Consider the following 19,761-nt stretch of genomic DNA (forward strand, 5'->3'; position numbering starts at 1 on the left):
GGAGTCTGGGCCGTGTCTCAGTCCCAGTGTGGCCGATCACCCTCTCAGGTCGGCTACGCATCGTCGCCTTGGTGAGCCGTTACCTCACCAACTAGCTAATGCGCCGCAGGCCCATCCCCAAGTGACAGATTGCTCCGTCTTTCCAGTTTCCTTCAGGCGAAGAAAACAATTATTCGGTATTAGCTACCGTTTCCGGTAGTTGTCCCAAACTTGAGGGCAGGTTGCCTACGTGTTACTCACCCGTCCGCCGCTAACCATCAGAGAAGCAAGCTTCTCTTCAAGTCCGCTCGACTTGCATGTATTAGGCATGCCGCCAGCGTTCGTCCTGAGCCAGGATCAAACTCTCCAATAAAGTATTGAAAAGAGCGATAAGCTCATTTTGAATCTGACGATTCATTGTGAATCAAAAGTTACTATCCATTTGTTCAGTTTTCAAGGAACTTGTATGTCCGTTTATGTTGATGTTTGTCAACCGGACAGGAATCTTATCATATCATGTTAACTAACTTACTGTCAACACTTTGTTTTCGTCATCTTTCAAATGATTATGACAATCATTCGTTTGAAGCGACAAGAAATAATATATCACGTAGTGATTTATTTAGCAAGCATTTTTAATCAACCTTTTGATATCATGATATCTTCATCTACGGTGTCTTGTTTCCAACCTGTATTCGACAGATTAGCGCATTCTCTAAACAAGTGAAAGGCTACCCTTAAAGTGCATTACATATAAAAGAAATAACTCAATTCTATAAATACTCCCTTCTATAACCACAAGTAATAATGATCTAGATGAGTTTTAGTTAGAGTACCGATCGGGATAACGATCCCTGCCCTTCTGATGGTTTGAAGAAAGTGATCCAAAAACTCTATAATAAGGTATATAGATATAGGGATAAGGTTAAGCAGTCAAGTGTACTACTTTCATAAGTAGCCTATGAACAATCTTATAACCATCTCGCATTGCACCTTTACACAGATCACGTACTCCATTCACAGCTAGCTATTACATATCAAAGTTCTGAATAAACTCATTACTAACCTATATGGGGTGATCGCACTTGAAGCAATGGTTAAAGAACAGACGGAAAGGTTACGGCAAAAAGTTGGTTTCCATCCATGCGTGGAATGCCTGGATTGTTGTGATCCTTGCTATAACAGGTCTTATGCTGGTAGGCGGCTTTTGGCGCGAGATACTTGGAATTGGACGTGTCTGGTTAAAATGGCTACATATCATCGTTGGGCTAGCTATGCTGGCACCCGTATTATATTACTTGATTTTGGCCGGAAAGCACTGGAAACAGCTTCGTAATAGGCCTTGGCAAAGGGTGAATACCATCTTTGTTCTTGCGCTGCTGGTAGGCTGGCTACTCTCGGGTATTGTATTATGGCAGTTCAAGCTAGCTGGACCTCGATGGTCGAATGCAGCACTTTTGATCCATGACCTGCTGACTTGGGTGGGCTTACCTTATATTATCTATCACTCCATCACTCGGACCAAATGGTTAAAGGATCCTGCACGTCGTGCGGTTAAAACCACTACAACTTCAACACGAACTCAAAATACAGCTGACCCATCTGATTCAATATCGGATGAAAAAGAAACTCCGGCTGCTATATCTTCTTCCCAGTTTGATCGCAGTTCCGAGAGAGATCCCCTCAAATCAGAGGAGCGACCTCAACCGTTGTATACACGACGAGCTTTCATCCGTTCTGCTGTGGGGGTTGGTCTCGCCGTGACTCTTGGTCCTACTTTTATATCCTGGGTAGGACGAAATCTCAAGATCGATAACAGTATTGATAGCATGCTGGAGAACGACCCTAACCGTATGGTTCCTCTGCCACAACCGCTGTCTGCCTCTTCACCTCCCATTGGAGGCGGAGCTGAAGGTCATTTCCGCGTATATACGGTTACGCCTATACCATCCTTCTCCAATGCTAACTGGTCTTTCCGAATCGATGGACTGGTTGAACGGGCACAAGTTTGGAATTGGGAACAATTCGTGAAGCTGGCGCGCACCGTACAGGTTAGTGATTTTCACTGTGTAACGGGCTGGTCTGTATATAAAAATACCTGGGAAGGTATTTCTCTTGCACAGCTTTTGAAACAAGCCGGGGTCAAACCGGAAGCTCATAGTGTGAAGTTTTATTCCGGTGATGGTGTGTATACGGATGCCATTACGATGGATCAAGCACAAATGGAAGATATTATGGTCGCTGTCATGCATGATGGCAAACCTATCCCTGCTGATCTTGGCGGTCCAGTACGGCTCGTCATTCCTCAGATGTATGCCTATAAATCAGTAAAATGGTTGAATCGCATTGAACTCATCGACATCGAACATATTGGTTACTGGGAAGAACGAGGATATGACAAGGATGCATGGCTTACAGGCGCATCTCAGCGCATCCCTAACAATTTAAGTGGATCATGATCAGATAAGATAAGATAAGACTGGTAAGCGTTCTTTCGTTGTAAAAATAATTCAATTAATAGCAAAAGCCCCCGATCACATATTCGTGTCTTCGGGGGCCTTTTTCTTTTTCCTCATTATGAACTCTCTGATTACACTTTAACCCTGTGGGTTCAAAAGACGTACAAGTTCATCCTCATCCTCAATCGTTGGAATACCGAGATCATGAGCTTTGGTTAGTTTACTACCTGCCTTCTCTCCGGCAATAACCAAACCTGTCTTTTTCGACACACTGCCAGTCACCTTCGCTCCGAGCGCTTCCAGTCTTTGCGTTGCCTCTTCCCGCGTCAATTGGTGCAGCGTTCCGGTCAAGACGACCGTTTTACCACTGAAGAAGGAATCTTCCACAACAGCAACGGCTGGTGCCTCAGGTGCCTGAGCTTTCACGCCCAAGTTAAGCATTTTCTCAATTGCAGCCTGTGTAAACGGATCTGCAAAAAAGTTTACGATGCTCTCTGCCACAATACCACCGACGTCGGGTAGTTCAACCAGTTCTTCCACGGTTGCATTCATAATGGCGTGCAGATCTCGATAATGATCAGCGAGCATGCGCGTTGTCGATTTACCTGTGTTCGGAATACCCAGTGAGTATAAGAAGGAAGCCAAGTCTCTATCTTTACTAAGCTCAAGCGCAGCGATAAGGTTGTTCGCTTTCTTTTCCCCAAACCGCTCCAGCTTCACCAGATCATCAAACTGTAACGTATACAGGTCGGCAGGCTCACGTACGTTCAATTCATCATACAACTGAATCGCTGTTTTCTCACTGAACGTCTCGATGTCCATGGCATCACGGGAAGCAAAATGGGAAATACGTGCCACCGTTTGTGGTTTACACGCAAGTCTATTGTTACAGAACAGATGCGCTCCACGTTGCTCCAGTGGGAATCCACATGCCGGGCATTGCTCAGGGAAGACGATCTCCTCGCCATCACTCTCCTCTGTCACTTTACCCAGAATCTCAGGAATGACATCATTGGAGCGACGGATGAAGACCCGTGTGCCCAGAGCAAACTTCAGATTTTTGCGCTCAATATCGCCGACATTGTTCAGAGTACAGTTCTGTACCGTTACCCCGGCAAGTTCAACCGGTTCTACGCGTGCCAGCGGAGTTACTTTGCCTGTACGACCCACATTCCATACCACAGCATTAAGAACCGTCGTGGTCTCTTCCGCCTCGAATTTATATGCCACCGCCCAGCGAGGGAATTTATCGGTATAACCCAACACTTCGCGGGTGCGCATGTCCGTAATTTTGATAACAGCTCCATCGATCAGATAGTCTAGCTGCCCTCGGTTCTCCTGAATCGCGGCCAGTTGTTCCATCACATCATCAAACTCATGGAAATAAGTAATCGATGGATTAACTTTGAAGCGGTTCTCACGCAGGAAATCCATCATCTGCTGATGATTGGCAAACTGAATGTCATCCGAATAACCTACATTATAAAAATAAGCATTCAACCGACGCTCAGCCGTCGCCTTCGGATTCAGGTTGCGGAGCGCTCCTGCTGCTGCATTACGCGCATTCTTGAGTGGCTCTGCCGCTGTCTCATTGTATCGGTCCAAGACAGACAGATTCATGATGCCTTCACCCTGTACTTCAATCGTACCGCTTGTGTAAGGAATTTTGAGCGGAACGGATCGGATCGTTCTTACCTGTGCCAAAATACCTTCACCTACGGTACCGTTCCCTCGTGTAGAGGCTTGCACCAACTCACCGTTGGTGTATGTCAGGTTCAGCGTCAATCCGTCAAACTTCAACTCAATGACATAACCTGGTTCCGGTAAAGGCGTATCGGGATTTTTACTGTTATAGTCATTAATCAGTTTTAGTACACGGGTATTCCAGCTCCGAAGCTGCTCAATATTCTGTGCTTTGTCCAGACTCCATAAGGAGGATAAGTGGCGATGCGGGGTAAACCCCTTTAGCAGTTCGCCACCCACACGCTGTGTTGGAGAATCAGGCAGAACCATGCCGCTTTCCTGTTCCAGCGTAACCAGTTCATCGTACAGAAGATCATACTCCTTATCGCTGATCTGTGGCTGATCCATCGTGTAGTACTGATAATTATGCTGGTTCAGCTCGGTAACGAGTTGCTCCATCCGGTGCATCGGGTCCATACAGGGCCATCCCTCCGTTAATTTGATCTATGTAGAACGAACACTCCTATTGCACTGAACTGTGATAACAGATTAACTTTCCGATCGCTGTTATCCCCGGATTTCTTTTAATCCATTTTAAAAGGTGGAAATCCGGGGATAAAGGCGAACGCTATGCTTCTTCAAGTTATTTCTGTTCTCTCTGTTATCGTACAAAAGGGGGTTTCGTTCTTATTCTACTTTTGTAATTGGGGCAAATCCGGCAAGCAAACGTTTCACACCCACCGGAGCCGGGAAGGCAATCTGCAGTTCGGTATCATTACCTGTCCCTTTGACCGCAACAATGGTGCCTGTCCCCCATTTGCCATGCTGCACTTTATCTCCTGCCTTGAATCCTGCTTCACCATCAGAAGCTACCGGCTTGGAAGCAGATGATGGCGTAGAATATGTTGGGCGGGAGACACTTGTGGTCACACGCGAAGTTGGCGTGGATGAGGTAGCAGATGAACCGCTTTTACTTTGGTGATCAAAGAGCTTGGTGCCGCCACCGAAGTTACTTCCTCCACTAGAGCCTAACCCACGTCCACCATATGAGCCGCCTCCGCTACTTCCACGACGGTAACGATCACGAGCCATGGAGGTGTCTTCCTTCAGCTCATCCGGAATTTCATCCAGGAAGCGGGAAGGCGGGTTCGCTGTTGTACGTCCAAACAAGGTCCGCATCTGGGCACAAGACAGGAACAGTTGCTCTTCCGCACGGGTGATTCCTACATAAGCAAGTCGGCGTTCTTCTTCCAATTCTTCATTGTCCATAAAGGCACGGCTATGCGGGAAGACTCCTTCCTCCATACCTACGATAAAGACAACCGGGAACTCCAGACCTTTGGCGCTGTGCATGGTCATCAGGGTAACAGCGTCGCTCTGATCCTCTTCATCATCGTTCATGCTGTCGATGTCAGCAATCAATGCAAGATCGGTGAGGAACGACACGAGCGTTTTATCTTCATTATTTTTCTCAAATTCCATCGTTACCGACAGGAACTCTTCAATGTTCTCCAGCCGTGCACGGGATTCGAGTGTGTTTTCATTTTGCATCTCAAGACGGTATTGGCTCATCTCAAGAATCTTCTCGGTCAATTCAGTTACAGACAGATACTCTACCATCTGATGCAACGCAGCGATCATGTCATAGAACTCCACCAGCGCATTCCGCGTACGACCAGCAAAACCAAGATCATCTACGACCTGAAGTACACGGAAAATAGAAATTCCACGCTCTCCTGCCGCAGCCGCGAGCTTCGCTACTGTTGTATCACCAATGCTACGTTTCGGTACATTAATGATCCGGGTAAGACTGATATCATCGTCGGGGTTGGATAACAGGCGCAGATACGCCAGAATGTCCTTGATCTCTTTACGATCATAGAACTTGATGCCGCCGACAATCTGATACGGAATATCAGACTTGATCAGAATTTCCTCTATAACCCGGGACTGAGCGTTGGTACGGTACAAAATGGCATGGTTCTGATAGGATTTGCCGTTCTTCACATTTTTACTAATCTCAGAGGTAACAAAATACCCCTCATCATGCTCGGAATCCGCACGGTACACCTTGATCTTCGAACCACCCTCTTTGTCCGTCCACAGTTTCTTCGGTTTACGCCCTGTATTCAGGCCGATCACTTCATTCGCTGCATTCAGGATATTGGAAGTTGAACGATAGTTCTGCTCCAGCAAAATCGTACTTGCTTCAGGGTAATCTTTCTCAAAGTTCAGGATATTGCTGATATCCGCCCCACGCCAGCGATAGATCGACTGGTCACTATCCCCTACAACGCAGATGTGATGGTGACTGTCAGCGAGCATGCGGCACAGCATGTACTGTGCACGGTTCGTATCCTGATACTCGTCCACGTGAATGTATTGGAATTTCTTTTGGTAAAAGTCGAGGACTTCCGGCACTTCTTTGAACAGTTGAATGGTCTGCATAATGAGATCGTCGAAATCAAGTGAGTTGTTGGCTCTTAACTTTTTCTGATACATCTTATATACCTTCGCCACAATACCCTCGAAATAGTCTCCCGACTGCTTCTCATATTGCTCCGGACTGATCAGTTCATTCTTGGCCGTGCTCATCATGGATTGAACTGCTTTGGGCTCGAATTTCTTGGTATCGATATTCTGATCTTTCATACAGCTACGAATTACAGATAATTGGTCCGATGAGTCCAAAATACTGAAGTTGGAGGTAAAACCAATACGTTCAATATCACGGCGCAGAATTCGCACGCACATGGAGTGGAACGTGGATACCCAAATGTCGCGGCCTTGGGAGCCACCTACGAGTTGGGATACACGGTCTTGCATCTCACGGGCGGCTTTGTTCGTAAATGTAATCGCTAAAATGCCCCACGGGGGTGCCTTCCGTGTTGCAATAAGGTAGGCAATCCGGTGTGTCAGCACCCGGGTCTTGCCGGAGCCCGCTCCTGCCATAATCAGCAGCGGGCCATCCGTCGCCTCGACGGCTTGCCGTTGAGGGGTGTTAAGCCGTGCAACGGCATCATGTATATTTACAGGTTGCATGCATGCATGCTCCTTTCGTTGGTTGGTCTATAAAGCAAAATTAATAGGTTACACTTGCCACTCCGATGACAGAATAATCTTCCGATCGCTGTTATTCCCGGATTTTTCATCTACTTTTTCAAAGGTAAAAATCCGGTAATAAAGGCGAACGCTCCGCTTCTCCAGCTTATTTCTGTCCTCTTCGTTCTCGTGTAAAAATTAGTTTAACTTATATTTAAAGGTAGTAAAAATACAAGAGAGAACACTTCGTTTCTGTGTAAACCTTACTCTTGTATACGAATTGCTTAATTAGTAAGGGCAAAGTTCTATTTTAACAGATCATAAGGGGAAAATGGGGGAATGGTAAACTAAACCGATTAAATGGTTCCTTTTACAGCCAACACCGTCTCAAGTGCCTTAGTTAAATCGCTGTACACAATGTTACCTACCACGACAGTATCTGCCACCTGGGCAGCTTGCGCGGCTTTCTCCGAATCATCAATTCCGCCGCCGTAGATAAGGTGTGCCCGATCCAATTGTCTGTGTGTCTCACCAACAAGCTCCATATCTCCGAACGTTCCGCTGTACTCCATGTACACGATTGGAAGATTGAGCAGACGCTCCGCAGCCTGGGCGTATGCCACCGCAGCTCCTGTCGTCAGATCCGTATCTGCGCCAGTCAACCGAGCTACCGTGGAGTTTGCATTGAGCACAATATAACCCTCGGCAATAAGTAGATCCCACGGGATGAGATAACCATAACGCTCTATCGCTTGCTGGTGGTGCCCAATCATCCATTTGCTGTCCGTTGCATTCAAGACCATCGGGATCAAATATCCATCAAACCCGGGAACAACAGCCTCCAGATCGGATACTTCAAGCACACATGGCAACTCATAACGACGCACACGGGACATCAGGTCTACCGTGTTATCATAGGTAATCCCCGAAGATCCACCAACGATAATTGCATCGGTCCCCGACATACAGACCAGATCGAGTTCTTCGTCCGTAATTTCCCGGTCTGGGTCAAGCTTAAATACATGTCTCCACTGCTTAATCATGTCTATCAACGAACATTCCTCCAGAGGTTCTTCTGCATCCTAGAAAGCTTGTAAACTAAGTCTAAGTCAGCAGGCAGCGAGTGTCAATGTTCGTATAAAAAGGGGAACAGAAAAAAATGTATTTTTACGGTTTCCAGGCAAAACGTGTATTCATTTCATCCAACTCCTGCTCCGTCAGCACGTCAGAGTATACCCCGTACACGCCCCATTTCTCATAGTTAGCCACCTGTTCAGTGTCGTTGATGGTGTGCACGTAGGTGACAGAACCTGCACTATTCAGCTTGGCGACGAAATTCTGGTTTACTTTATATTCCGGCATAGTCACGGCATCAATATCATTCTTTTGTACAAAATCAACAACCTGAGCTTCTGTATCCTGTGTGGCATATAACGTATAGATAATGGAAGGGAATGCATAGACTTCTTTCACCGTTTCGAGCATCGGTTCGTTATAAATCTGTACAACCACCCGATCCAGCACAGATGGGTCATGTTCTTTGGCTGCATCCACGAGGGATCTTAACACCTGCTGAATATCCTCATCCTTCTGTTCCTTGGTGTCGGTTACGATATACATATCCGGGTACTTAGCCAGTACATCTATAATACCGTCTGCATCCATGGGTTGATACATGCCTAAAATAGGCGTATTCATGAATTCATCATGTGTCAACGCTCCGGCCTGTTTTTCCTCGGGAAGCTCTTGGTCCTGTCCTAGCATTTTACTCATATTAGCGGTCCATTCATGTCTGGCTACGGCTTTGCGATCCGATGTCAACATAAAGTCGATCTCAAATACACGTGTGCCTTTCTCGTAATTGGCAATCATCGCTTCATAGGCGTTGGTATATGGTTGATCACGAATACTGCCCATCGCATGGGCGATTAATCTATAAGCGGTAAATCCGTCCCGTTGTTCCTCACTCTCGCTTTCATAGGCGAAAAAGAGTGTGCCCACGGTAACGATCAGTAGTATTAACACGGCGGCAATGCGTTTCATATCACATTCACATCCTCAGTACCTTTTTGATAGCTAACTACCCGAATTGATAAGGTGTAAAACAAAATAGCCGCCCGAGGCGGCTGTTAAATGGTGGGTGCAGTTTGGGAATAAAGCACGGACCCTCCACATGCTCAGTCCTTTTGCTGTACACTCAACTCTTTCAAAAACGCAATCAGTGCCTCACGCCAAGGTCTCAGAGGTTCCAGACCGTTCGTTCGAATCGCCAGATGATCCATCACCGAGTATGCAGGACGAGGGGCTGGACGCGGAAACTGATCGGTTGTGCATGGCGTAAGTTCGGCTGTAGGCTCGAACCCACTCTGCTTATTAGCTTCTTCTTTTATTGCCTCTGCAAACTCGTACCATGTGCAAGTCCCTGAATTGGAGGCATGATAGATGCCATACTTTTCACTTATGGAAAGGATATGAATGAATCGGGCAAGATCCACCGTATAGGTAGGCGAACCTTGTTGGTCATGAACAACTTGCAGTTGTGGACGTTTCTCCATAAGTTCCAGCATGGTTTTGACAAAATTACTGCCATACACGCCAAACACCCATGATGTTCGAATAATAAACCATTGCGTACACAAACTTTGAACCAGCCGTTCCCCAGCAAGCTTCGACTTGCCATATACACTCTGCGGATTCGTTACATCGTACTCGCGGTAAGGTGTACTCCCGCTCCCATCAAATACATAATCGGTACTGATATATACCAGTTTTGCTTTCACTTTCTCGGCGGCAACCGCGATATTTCTAGTACCTGATGCATTGATTGCGTATGCTGTATCTTCATCTACCTCGGCCTGATCGACCGCCGTATAAGCAGCGCAGTGAATAATGATATGAGGTCGGAACGTTGTAATCATATCTGCGCACTGCTGTTGATCGGTAATATCCATCTGGTTTTTGTCACAGGCCAATACCTGATGACCCTCTGCTTGAAAGGTCTTCACCACATCATAACCCAGCTGTCCTGCCGCGCCAGTCACCATAACTCTATAGTTCATTTGGACGAATCACCCATCCGCTTACCGTACTGAAGCTGAACATAGTCCTGATATGTGCCTGATTGAATTCTAGTCCACCAATCTTGATGTTTCAGATACCACTGGATCGTCTCCTTGATCCCTGTCTCAAAATTGTGTGCAGGTTGCCATCCGAGCTCTGTACGTATCTTGGTAGGATCTATACCATAACGTCGGTCATGTCCCAATCGATCCTGTACATATTGAATCAAACTCGCCGGTTTACCCAGTTGTTCCAATACGCTCTCCACAATGTATATATTGGTACGTTCATTATTACCACCAATGTTGTATACCTCTCCAGATTGACCATTATGAATCACCAAATCAATCGCGCTGCAGTGATCCTCGACATAAAGCCAGTCACGAATATTGAGGCCGTCACCATATACTGGAATGGCTTCATCATTTAATGCACGGGATATAATCAGCGGAATCAGTTTCTCCGGGAATTGAAAAGGCCCGTAGTTATTGGAGCAACGTGTAATATTTACAGGCAATCCAAAGGTTTCATGATAGGCTCTTACGAGCAGATCCCCGCCAGCTTTACTTGCAGAGTAAGGACTGTTTGGCATCAGAGGTGTATCTTCAGTAAATAACCCTGTTGCACCCAATGATCCATATACCTCATCCGTCGATACCTGAACAAATTTGGTGACTTGATACTTCTTTGCCGCATCCAGCAGAACCTGAGTACCCATCACATTGGTACGCACAAAGATATCCGGGGACAAAATACTTCGATCCACATGAGACTCGGCAGCGAAATTCACAACCACATCGATGCCTTGAGAAAAAACAGCTTCCATCTGCTGTACATCTGCAATATCTGCCTTGATGAAGGTATATCGGGGATTGGACTCTACCGTATGCAAGTTCTCCAAGTTCCCTGCATACGTTAATGCATCCACATTGATAATTTCATAACTCGGATGTTCACGAAGCATATATAACACAAAGTTGCTGCCGATAAATCCAGCCCCACCCGTAACCAGTAGTTTCATGCTGTCTCTCTCCCTCTGCCTCCAGATACAGAAGTATCTGAAAAGTCTGATTAATTAGTCGAAATTCAGTTCAGCATCTTTCAGTAAAGGATGCTTCTGATCCTTCTCCGATAATATAGGTTTCGTCACAGGCCAATCAATGGCGAGCGCCGGATCGTTCCACAAAATTCCACGATCATGTTCAGGCGAATAATAGGCGTCTACCTTATAAGTTACCAGGGAATGAGGCACCAAGGTACAAAATCCATGAGCAAATCCTTGAGGAACAAGCAGTTGCCGCTGGTTGTACTCACTTAGAATGACACTTTTCCATTGGCCAAAGGTAGGGGATGACGTGCGGACATCCACAATCACATCATATATAGCCCCAGATATAACCCTCACCAATTTAGTCTGTGCTTTGGGCTGAAGCTGATAATGAAGCCCACGCAGAACACCTGCTTCAGCCGACAAGGATTGATTGTCCTGAATAAAGACGTGCTGTATCCCCTGTTCATGCAGAACCTGCTCATTATAACTCTCCATAAAATATCCACGGTGATCACCATAAACCTTGGGTTCCAATATGGCAGCACCATCCATAAACAGCGGAAGTACCTTCATGACATCCCTCCGTTTTGCTGTTGACATCATTTCTTCATATTGACTATGTATATGTACAGTGTCGGGTATGTGTTTGTTCATTGGCCTGTATAACCCTCATATTTACTCTTCCATAAAATAAATTAAAGCCCAGCCGCGATATCATTCTTCGGCTGGACTTCAAGGGCATGCGGAAAACCATTTATTGATTCTTTACGACCTGTTCCAAATACTTCAAGAGATCTTTCCGTAGATCCGGGCGTTGCAATGCGTAGTGAATAGATGTCTCAATAAAGCCCAACTTCTCACCAACATCATGACGCAGTCCGTCAAAATGATATGCGAGAATCTGCCGCTGTTCATTCAATCGGGACAAGGCATCCGTAAGCTGAATTTCTCCCCCTACACCAGCAGATTGTTGACCTAGTATCTCAAAGATATCCGGTGTAAGAATATAACGTCCCATAATAGCAAGGTTCGAAGGGGAATCTTCGGTCTTTGGTTTCTCAATTAAGCGGCGGGCCCGAAAGACACGATCATCGGTAGGGGTCAGTAACTCTCCGTCCACTATCCCATAGCGGGATACCTCGCTCCAATCAACAGGCTGTACACCTACAATCGGAGATTGCAGTTCATCGTAGACATCGATCATCTGCTTCAGGCAGGGATGTTCCGCTTCCACAATATCATCCCCTAACAGGACGGCAAAAGGCTCGTTGCCGATAAACTTGCGGGCACACCAAATGGCGTGACCAAGTCCCTTCGGTTCCTTTTGACGGATATAATGAATATCTGCCATCTCGGAGGGTTTGCGTACTTCGTTAAGCAAGTCCCACTTCTGTTTGTCCGCCAGATTCTGCTCCAGCTCAAAAGAATAATCGAAGTGATCTTCAATGGCCCGTTTCCCTTTACCTGTCACAATAATGATATCTTCAATGCCTGAAGCTACGGCTTCTTCAATAATGTACTGAATCGTTGGCTTGTCCACGATGGGCAGCATTTCCTTAGGCATCGCCTTGGTGGCAGGCAGAAACCGGGTACCCAGCCCTGCGGCTGGAATAATCGCTTTACGAATACGCACACGAACCCACTCCTTTTGCTAGATAAGTTGAACTAAAGATTATTTACACTGACACTACGATGACAGAACAACCTTCCGATCGCTGTTATCCCCAGATTTTTTAATTCACTTTTTTAAAGGGGAAAATCCGGGGATAGCGTATGCTTCCGATGCAGCTTTCTTTCAGAAAGCTTTTAGGCGAACGCTTCGCTTTTTCAGGTTATTTCTGTCCTCTCCGTTATCATGTAAATGATTAGTCCATCTTGTATAGATTCATATATTTAATGATTCTTATTGCTAGGATGCTTGGACTTCATTATACCATCAACAATTCGCGGATATCCTGTTCGGATAAGGTCGTCGATCCCCCGTCTCCCGGTTCGATTACTTCGGCAATCAAGTCCTTCTTGCGCTGCTGGAGTTCCAAAATCTTCTCTTCGATCGTACCCTCGGTAACCAAGCGGATGACTTGCACCACTTGTTTCTGTCCCATGCGATGGGCACGGCCAATTGCCTGTTCTTCCACGGCAGGATTCCACCACAGATCATATAATATAACGGTATCTGCCCCTGTTAAGTTTAATCCGGTACCTCCAGCTTTCAGGGAGATTAAGAACAGTTCAGCTTCGCCCTCATTAAATCTGTGACACATCTCGACCCGGCTCTGAGCAGGGGTCTGACCATCGAGGTAAAATAGGTTTCTTCCCTGTGCCGCAAGGGTCTGACGAATCAGGTTCAACATGCTCGCAAATTGGGAAAAGATGAGGATTCGTTTGCCTGCAGCCAAACAATCCTCGACCGTTTCAAGCAACTGTTCCATTTTCCCGGAATCGCCTTGATAGCCTTCCACAAAGAGGGCCGGGTGACAACACAACTGACGCAAGCGCGTGATGCCAGCCAGAATTTTGATACGATTCTTCTGGAATCCGTTATCCTCCATGTCCTTCGATGCTTCATCCTGAAGCTGGGAAAGGTATGCGGCATACAATTTCTTCTGTTCAACCGTAAGCTCTGACCGCTGTACCGTTTCAATTCGATCAGGCAATTCTTCCAACACATCCTTCTTCAAACGGCGCAGAATAAACGGACGTACCATCCGCGAGATCCGTTCCGGAGGAAGGTCCCGGAATCTTCTGTAACTTGGAAATAACCCAGGGAATACCGCTTCAAAAATGGACCACAATTCATCCAGCGAGTTCTCCACAGGTGTACCTGTGAGTGCAAAACGGCGCGGAGCTTGAATTTGTTTGACTGCCTGCGCAGTCTGGGAAGAAGCATTTTTGATTGCCTGAGCTTCATCCAAAATGAGCGTATGGAAGGTTCGGCCGAGATAGGTGTCCAAATCCCGTCGCAAGAGAGGATACGACGTCACAATTACATCTGCCTCATCCATGCCTGAAAGCATGCTGGCTCGTTCTTCTTTCTGACCTGCGGCAATCAGTACGTTCAGATGCGGGGCGAACCGCGCAAACTCATTGGCCCAGTTATAGGTTAGCGAGGCAGGCGCCACGACAAGTACCGGAGGGTGAATGACCCTCGTTCGGATCGTCAGTCCATCCTGCTGCATCGTGGACCATAGGCCATCTGTATTCACTGATGCCATCTTGTCCAATGGGAGCCCAATTTCGGGATCGATGTCGGTAGTCGCCAACGTTTCACCACCCCGTAATGATCCGCTCTCCCGGTATTTATCACCGCCCGTATGCTCAATGTTGTACTCAGGCTTCTCCTGAAGTACCGCTGTGATATACGCGATGCTTTGCAACGTTTTGCCAAGTCCCATATCATCCGCAAGAATGCCGCCAAAACGATAATAAGCGAGGGTACGCAGCCACTGGTATCCACTGTTCTGATAATCCCGCAGGATGGGGGTCAGTGATCCCGGCAATGTAAAATCCATCCGTTCGGGATCTCTGAGATCATCGAGGAAACGTTTCAGAGAGCCTCCCCACTTCACATGACCGGAAACTTCGTCCCTGCCTGGCAATTGTAACGCCCGAACAGCTGGCAGCTGGATATGGCTACTCTTGATGTCATCTGCTCCCAGCCCAAGTGAATCGGCCATGTGAGCGAAGCTATCTGCACCTTCATTTTCAAGTGAAAGAAAGACACCGCTCTTGAGACGGAAATACGGTTTCTTTTCCACAATGCGACGCATGAGTTCCTGAAGCTCCTGCTCGTCCACACCTTCCATCTCAAATGAAATCTCCAGCCAGTCCAATCCTCTTCCCAAATCTGCCCGTACTTTCGGCGGTGTTGGATAGGATTGCACCATCGCCTTCACGGCGTTTGGCATATAGATATCTACCTGTTTCTCAAGCTCAGGCAACAGATGATACATGACATCATATATTGCATCTTCCCGTTCGCTCGCCCAAACACTACCATCCCTTTCGAGAAAGGATCGATCAAGCCGTTCAATCAGATTCCGCTCTTTGTATCGATCACGCACCAAAATAACCTTTTTCTCTTCTTCATCTATTAAATACTCGGCAAGCGGATTAATAACCATGACCTCATAGTCGAATTCCAGACGCGCTGTAATACGTTCACGATAGAAGTCAATGTACAGCTTCGGTGAAAGTTCCGGTTCCGCGATCTGTTCACGCACCTGCGAATCAATGGACAGATGTCCAAGCGTACGCAGTTCTGGCACGACATGCTGTACGAATTCATCCACCTGCTGAGTCGAAATATCGATGCTTTCCTTGATTCCATACGACGTGAGCGCCCCACTCAAGTCCTCCAGACTTCGCATCTGCATCGGCTCCAACATATGCAACTGTCCTTCCACCACGGCGGCATCATAAGCAGGAAGAAGAATCAGCTCACGCAGTCCCGAAATTTCAAGCTGATACCCTTCATTCGCTCCCTGAGCGATCCGGTAAAATAAAGGAAGTACCCCTTCCCCTAGTGTGAGTGGCCCATTGGCAAATCCCGTGCCCTCCATCCGACTGTCGGCCTGTAGTAGTAATTCCAGCAATGGCTTCCATACGAGCGGAGCAATCAGTATATCCCGTCCGTCCGAAGCTCCCAGATAACCGGAGATGGATTGGCGATAGGCCTCCTCACTCTGTCTCATTCGAATAAGCATCGAGAGAATGGCCTGATCCTGCGGAGTGAAAACATGCATCAATGGATCATAGTGGAACAGTTTGGTAAATGACATGGGCTCGCCCTTCTCGATACAGTTCAGGAATTGCTTCACTTTCTGCACCACATACAGACGTTTGTTACCCACTTTCAATTCAAGAGCAAGTTTCCCACCACCCTTGTGAACCTGTATCAGCTTACATATAAACTGAACCTGCAATTCTTCCCGCAGGGAGGAACGGCTGACAGGGGCAGTGTATTTACGATCATTTCCATGCAGCGGTCTCCGATCCTTGGCAAACATAGACAGAATCTGATCCGCCGTACGGTAAGAAGGTTTATCTGCCGAGCGGCCCCACCCCGAAGCTGAGCTTGGCCGACCTGCTTGGGCAAAGTGAACGGGCGGACGCTCTGGGGCATCATTCAGTTGCTTTCGTTGTGAAGGGGACTGCGGTCGCTCCCACATGCTCTCTTCGACCAACGTCCCAACCCTGGACTTGGAACCTGAACTGGAACTGGTATTGGCTCCTTGGCCTGGAGCAGGTTGAGGAAGCTTCCCCGAAGCAATCGTGGCATTACGCTCCTGCTGCTCACCCCATTCGTGAATAGCCAACAGGACAGCAGCGACATGTTTGCAATAGTCATAATGCCTGCCATCACCCGGACAACTGCAGCCTGCCACAATCTCACCTGATCCATCTACATCCACCGTAACCTGATAACGCTCCGATCCACGTACCTGAGCTTCATAATGAAGCTGATCCTCACCGACCACCAGATTGGTCACCCTGCCAGATTGGTTATAATCTTCTCCGCGCTTGAATGCCGTGACCCCGCACAGCAATTTGATATCCATAATTGTGAATGGCGCCACGCTTCTTCGCCTCCTGTATCATGATGTAAAAAAACCCCAAGAGCTCCGTAAAGCAGAGATTGGGGTTGCTTCATGCTTGATTGTAAATGTTGATGTAACATACAATCTGTTTATTTCACCAATTGACCACGTGTAACGCCCAGTTGGTTTGTTGCTTTGAGTGTTTTCCAAACTTGTGTACCACTGATCTCGCCGCGCAGTGCACGGTTGTACAGATCGATAACTTCGCGTACCTGCTCCGGTGTCTCTTCCAGGAATTCCACACGGTAACGGGATACACCCAGATCCATAAAGTTGGTCAGATACTCGGCACCTGACTGTTCCACTGCGTTGTATACCGTATTACGGCAACCTTCATCCACACGTACCGGGTGGGACATGCCGATCCGGTCTTGCAGTGATGCACGCTGTTCCTCACAAGGACGGCCACAGTTCGTAAAGTCCGTTCCTTCACTCATAAACGTACAATACACACAGTGCTCGGTGTGGAACATCGGCAGATGCTGATGGATTACCACTTCGGTCTGACTTGTACGGGAGTGACCCAGCAAATCAACCATTTGTTGAATGTTCAGGTCATAGGATGGCGTAATCCAGTCACATCCGGCTTCCAGGAACAATTCTACTGCTTTGTGATTGGCGATGTTCAATGAGAAGTCGCCGATCAGTTCCGGGTGCTTCGCATCCGGGTTTTCCATCCGGTGACGCAGGTAGAAGTAGAGTGCGCCTGTATTACGTACCAATACCGCATCCGGCTTCAGACGCAAGATGTTGTTGTGATATCCATTCTCCCCAGGCATGTGAATACGCGGTGTTGCCAGCGCGATCTTGCGACCAGCGGCATGCACAGCTTCCACGGCTGCCGGGAACTGTTTGATAAACTCGAAGTCGGCATAGATCATACCGATTCCTGCTTCAATCGCTGCCTCCACTTGTGGCAGGCTACGGCAGAGTGCGGTCAGTTCTGCTTGACCGCGAGCGACTGGTGATGCCGGTTTAACCGAATCGCCGTACACATCTACCGCGCGTTTCACGTAGACGGGTGGTTTAGGACGCTCGCCCGCGAGTTGTTCTACAGCCTGACGACGAATGTTATTCAACTCACGCATCGGGATGATAACGTCACCGTGCAGATTGACGTCCATTCCTTCCAACTGGAACACGGTGCCTCCCAGACGACCGAACTGCTCTTCGAGCAATTCATGTGTCATTGGACGCTTCTGGGCGATGTCCAGTTCCATCTCGGAATCAATACGGACGGTCGTGCCTTTCTGTACGTCTGTCCACCATGTGCTAAGCGGCTGCCCTGGGCTGCCGATGACCTTCACCTTCACCGGGAATACACGGTACGGCTTCTCGGTCTCGAAGCTTTGACGCAGACGTTTGTCCAGCGCCGGGTCATTCGTTTTCCACACTTTGTCGCCAACTTTTACGCGTCGCAGATCCACATCACTGCGGCCTGGCACAACGTCAACGATCCAGCCCTCTTCGGCTTCGCCTTCGAGTTTTACGCCTTTGCGACGTACATCGTATACACGTCCGCCCTCTTCCTTCTGAGTCGGGTCTCCGGCGTCAAATACGATCCCGTCTCCACGTTTCACAGGTGCATCCAGCTTCAGGACCACACCATCGCGCAACACTTGATCCACACGACCAAGGTAGACACCACGGCTTTTCGGGAACGTTCCATCCACCAGTTCTTTGTTGTTTGTACCGCTCAGGAAACCATGCGTGAAGCCACGGGAGAAGCTTTGCTGCAATTCGCGAACTTCTTCCTTGCTTGGCGGTGTGTTATCTCCATCAAAATAACGGTCAATCGCTTTACGATATTTGCTTACTACGTTTGCTACGTATTCCGGCGTTTTGAGACGTCCTTCAATTTTGAAAGAAGTTACTCCTGCTTCGATCAGTTCCGGCATCAGGTCAATCGCTGCCAGATCTTTCGGAGACAACAGATAGGCTACATCACCCATCGGTTTGTGTACCCCATCCACCATCAGGTCATATGGAAGACGACAAGCTTGTGCGCACTCCCCACGGTTCGCCGAACGTCCTCCCCACATTTCGGAAGTAAGACACTGCCCCGAGTAGGATACACACAGCGCACCATGAACAAATACTTCCATTGGAAGTTTTGCCTGCTCACCGATCTTCTGGATCTGCTTCAGGTTGTTCTCCCGTCCCAGAACGACACGTTCCATATCAAACGGCTTCGTAAACTCGACCGCTTCCGGAGACGTAATTGTCATCTGTGTTGAACCGTGAATCGGGAAATCCGGTGATATCTCGCGGATCATCTTCACCAAACCCAAATCCTGAACAATTACAGCGTCCACACCTGCATCGACACAAGCGTCAATCAGTTCTTTGGCATCCGTTAATTCATTTTCAAAAATCAATATATTAAAGGTCAAAAAACCTTTTACGCCATAACTGTGCAAAAACGCCATAATCTCCGGCAGCTCGTCCATGCGGAAATTGTTCGCCCGTGCCCGTGCATTAAACTTTTCGACTCCGAAGAAAATTGCATCTGCGCCATTAGCTACCGCCGAACGCATACAATCCCAGTCACCAGCAGGTGCCAGAAGTTCAACGTCTTCTCTTCGTATTGTTGCTGTTTTCATGTAGATCCTCCCCATAACCGGCTATCCGCCGGATTTCATCCCTATATCCTTAAACGCCTGAACATCCTAAGCTTAAAACTGCACCTTATCGGGTACACCTGCATTGTCACGGTATTACAATATCTATCTATTATGTCTGTATTGCCTGAACTCCAAGCTTACAGTCATTCCTATTCATCAGATCAGTAGTCATAACTCCTGAACTAGTATAGTGTACCACTTCTGCACCGACTCTTCTACGTTTTCCTGAAAAAACCGTTTACCATTTTCATTTCCAGTACAAC

General features: G+C 47.5%; 11 protein-coding genes and 1 rRNA gene. 1 reads left to right on the plus strand and 11 read right to left on the minus strand.

Translation table 11 applies throughout. The features are described from left to right. Nucleotides 1-352 (minus strand): 16S ribosomal RNA (locus tag AC1DE7_RS28035); the annotation flags it as partial. Between the two features lie 712 nt (nucleotides 353-1,064). On the opposite strand from AC1DE7_RS28035, the gene AC1DE7_RS28040 reads away from it, so the two are divergent. Continuing rightward, the gene (locus tag AC1DE7_RS28040) at nucleotides 1,065-2,438 is read left to right on the plus strand and encodes a molybdopterin-dependent oxidoreductase (RefSeq protein ID WP_477535638.1); all 1,374 of its coding nucleotides are present in this window, start codon (nucleotides 1,065-1,067) and stop codon (nucleotides 2,436-2,438) included. 138 nt (nucleotides 2,439-2,576) lie between these two features. Here the strand turns inward: AC1DE7_RS28040 and ligA are convergent, their stop codons facing one another. From ligA to AC1DE7_RS28090, 10 genes are all read right to left on the minus strand, one after another. Next, entirely contained in the window at nucleotides 2,577-4,598 is a 2,022-nt protein-coding gene (gene ligA / locus AC1DE7_RS28045) for an NAD-dependent DNA ligase LigA (protein ID WP_477535639.1), read from the minus strand. A gap of 210 nt (nucleotides 4,599-4,808) precedes the next feature. Beyond that, entirely contained in the window at nucleotides 4,809-7,163 is a 2,355-nt protein-coding gene (pcrA, locus tag AC1DE7_RS28050; protein ID WP_036612363.1) for a DNA helicase PcrA, read from the minus strand. Nucleotides 7,164-7,519: 356 nt separating this feature from the next. Further along, nucleotides 7,520-8,215: a heptaprenylglyceryl phosphate synthase gene (pcrB, locus tag AC1DE7_RS28055; RefSeq protein WP_036612366.1), complete on the minus strand. Its 696-nt coding sequence runs from the start codon at nucleotides 8,213-8,215 to the stop codon at nucleotides 7,520-7,522. 115 nt (nucleotides 8,216-8,330) lie between these two features. Continuing rightward, complete coding sequence (locus tag AC1DE7_RS28060; protein ID WP_477535640.1) at nucleotides 8,331-9,206, minus strand: phosphatidylinositol-specific phospholipase C/glycerophosphodiester phosphodiesterase family protein; 876 nt, start codon at nucleotides 9,204-9,206, stop codon at nucleotides 8,331-8,333. A gap of 134 nt (nucleotides 9,207-9,340) precedes the next feature. Further along, nucleotides 9,341-10,222: a dTDP-4-dehydrorhamnose reductase gene (rfbD, locus tag AC1DE7_RS28065; protein WP_477535641.1), complete on the minus strand. Its 882-nt coding sequence runs from the start codon at nucleotides 10,220-10,222 to the stop codon at nucleotides 9,341-9,343. Beyond that, nucleotides 10,219-11,244: a dTDP-glucose 4,6-dehydratase gene (gene rfbB / locus AC1DE7_RS28070; RefSeq protein ID WP_076328771.1), complete on the minus strand. Its 1,026-nt coding sequence runs from the start codon at nucleotides 11,242-11,244 to the stop codon at nucleotides 10,219-10,221. The genes rfbD and rfbB overlap by 4 nt, the downstream gene beginning before the upstream one ends. A 54-nt stretch (nucleotides 11,245-11,298) precedes the next feature. Continuing rightward, complete coding sequence (gene rfbC, locus AC1DE7_RS28075; protein WP_477535642.1) at nucleotides 11,299-11,847, minus strand: dTDP-4-dehydrorhamnose 3,5-epimerase; 549 nt, start codon at nucleotides 11,845-11,847, stop codon at nucleotides 11,299-11,301. A 181-nt stretch (nucleotides 11,848-12,028) separates the two neighbouring features. Continuing rightward, complete coding sequence (gene galU / locus AC1DE7_RS28080; RefSeq protein WP_036667709.1) at nucleotides 12,029-12,907, minus strand: UTP--glucose-1-phosphate uridylyltransferase GalU; 879 nt, start codon at nucleotides 12,905-12,907, stop codon at nucleotides 12,029-12,031. 295 nt (nucleotides 12,908-13,202) lie between these two features. Continuing rightward, complete coding sequence (locus AC1DE7_RS28085; RefSeq protein WP_477535643.1) at nucleotides 13,203-16,853, minus strand: DEAD/DEAH box helicase; 3,651 nt, start codon at nucleotides 16,851-16,853, stop codon at nucleotides 13,203-13,205. Between the two features lie 110 nt (nucleotides 16,854-16,963). Then, on the minus strand, nucleotides 16,964-19,477 hold the full coding sequence (locus AC1DE7_RS28090; RefSeq protein ID WP_017692029.1) for a U32 family peptidase: 2,514 nt from the start codon (nucleotides 19,475-19,477) through the stop codon (nucleotides 16,964-16,966). Nucleotides 19,478-19,761 lie beyond the last annotated feature (284 nt).

The sequence above is a fragment of the Paenibacillus sp. 10L310 genome, assembly GCF_056395745.1.